The organism is Polynucleobacter sp. 35-46-11 (assembly GCF_002281105.1).
Genome location: NZ_NCFJ01000429.1, coordinates 1 through 2,161, shown reverse-complemented (window position 1 = coordinate 2,161; position 2,161 = coordinate 1). Strand labels below are relative to the sequence as shown.

The following is a 2,161-nucleotide window of genomic DNA, read 5'->3' as shown; positions in this document are numbered from 1 at the left end:
CGGTTATAGAGTTTGGTGGCATCTGCGTTTTGCGCAAAAGAAACGGCGCTCAACTGGCTGATGCCAATAAAGGCGCTCGCCATAAGAATCGGTTTTAAGTAGTTCATTCGCATAGGAATCTTCTCCATCAAGCATGCAACTGTTTTAGGGTTCTACATCGTTATAGACTGTATATTAATCAGATAAAAGAAGGATAAGTGTTTGTACTTAGATTGTTTGGTGATTTGCTTATATCAATCAGTGAGGCTTGAACGCCTGTTTTAAGGGTGATTACTAAGGACCTATAAACTATCGTTATGCGAGGCTCTTTTTCCTACCGTAGCGCGATAGCGATTCTCTTATTGGGTATCTTTACGTATTTATATGCTTTAGATAGTCGCTTTGCCCCAAAGAATGGGGATGAATACCCCTATATGCACATCGTACGGATGACTGCGGATGCTGGCGCTTGGTTGCCCCTTCAATCTGAGATGGATGGCATTAAAAATACTAAGCCACCCCTGGTATTTTGGGAGGGTATCGCCAGTACTGCTTGGGGTAGCGATTGGAGTCTTTTTGCGCTGCGTTGGCCCAGCGTTCTATATACCGGCTTAACAGCATTTTTCTTATTTTTGGCAGTCGCTCGCTTTAGTGGAAAAAAGCAGACCGGCTTGCTGGCAGCATTAGTGTGGCTTTCTTTTTTTGCAAGCTATCGCTATGGTCGCCCATTTCTCACTGATCCCCCGGAAGTATTTTGGTTGAGCTTGCCATTCTTTGCGCTGCTCTATTGGGGTAGAGCTGCTTTTGAATCTAAGATCTTATTTCCGCTGTTGGCGGGTGCCTCATTTGGTATGGCCTTATTGTCAAAGTCCTTTGCTTACATTGTTCCAGCTGCGTTTGCCTTAGGTCTTTTTTACTGGCGCTGGCGCGAGTGGAGTATTCCAAAAGTCTTATTAAAAGACTTATATAAAGTCATTTTGATTACTCTTCTTGCTCTGGGTGTATTCGCGCTCTGGTTTGTGCTGGACCCTTTTCCAGAGGCAGTTTGGAAAGAGTTTGTTCTGGGCGAGAACGCTGGCAAGTTCGAGGCGCGGAGCTCACATTACCTGCTTGATTTAGTGCGTGGAGGGGATAGTATTTGGATGCTGGCCTTAACGACTCTAGCAAATGCCGGTCTTTTCACCTTCGTGTTGATTTCTGCTTTGCTCCAATGTTGGCGGGAACGTCGATTTTTATCACTTGAAGAAAGCTTATTACTACTCTTGGTGTTGGCATTTTTTATTGTGTTCAGTTTGCCAAGTCAGCGCTCTGGTCGATATCTGCTGCCAGTGATGCCCGCATTTGCTGTCCTAATCGCAATCTACTGGGAGAGATTGCCTTTGTGGGGATTTCGGATTGCATTGCTTTTACAGTTGATCTTGCTTTCTGCGCTCTCTTGGGTTGGCGGAAACTTGCAGCTATCGAATTTCTTGGGGCAGCCTGGCATCTGGAATTACTCCCTATGGCATTGGGGATTTATGGGGACTTCGATTGCCTTAGTCTTGCTAGGTATATTTAATCGGGATCGCAGTAAGGTTATTGCTTTGGCGGGATGCTTTCTTTGCTACTGCGCACTCACTACCAGTCTGTCACCTCTAGAGGGTACTTTAGGTCGATATTCTCAATCCACGATTGAAGATGTTGCTGGAAAAGATCTTTGGGTGCCTTGTGACTATCGCGCTAAAGATGAGGAGTATCGACTCTTATTGCCTGGTGCAACATTGCATGGCTATTTGGCAAAGGATGCTACCCAGATTGATTTGCTAACTTCTACTTATCCATTAGTTGCCGTCCAGTCTGCTATTGGCGTAGAGCCAGCGCTATGCGCATCTTGCGAGATCGTAGGCAAGCGTATGGAGATGCGGGCTCGTCATTCTGATGCTGAGATTCAAGCGATACTAAGAGGTCATATTGGGGAACATCTATTTGTGAATGAATATTTAATTTCTACACCTACAACGATGACCTTGCCATTGGTGGGTAAGGACGCTTGTCGATGAGTCGTGTGATTGCTTTTTGTTTTTTATTGCTTGCCTCAGTGCTGGGCTATCTGCATATTGATAGTCGTCCAATATGGGCTCCATTTGCAGTTGAGTACCCAGTTAACGCTGCGCAGCAAGCAGACGATGTTCCTCAGGCAATC

The 2,161-nt window shown here is 45.5% G+C and carries 1 protein-coding gene; it reads left to right on the top strand.

All coding sequences use genetic code 11. From position 1 onward, the window contains the following. The first annotated feature begins 296 nt into the window (after positions 1-296). Positions 297-2,018 (top strand): phospholipid carrier-dependent glycosyltransferase, encoded by a 1,722-nt coding sequence (locus tag B7Y67_RS15945; RefSeq protein WP_293599472.1) that lies wholly within the window; start codon positions 297-299, stop codon positions 2,016-2,018. The last annotated feature ends 143 nt before the right edge of the window (positions 2,019-2,161 follow it).

What these genes read in the sequence shown, in the direction of transcription:
- B7Y67_RS15945 (WP_293599472.1), top strand. Translation starts at nt 297, where the DNA reads ATGCGAGGCTCTTTTTCCTACCGTAGCGCGATAGCGATTCTCTTATTG.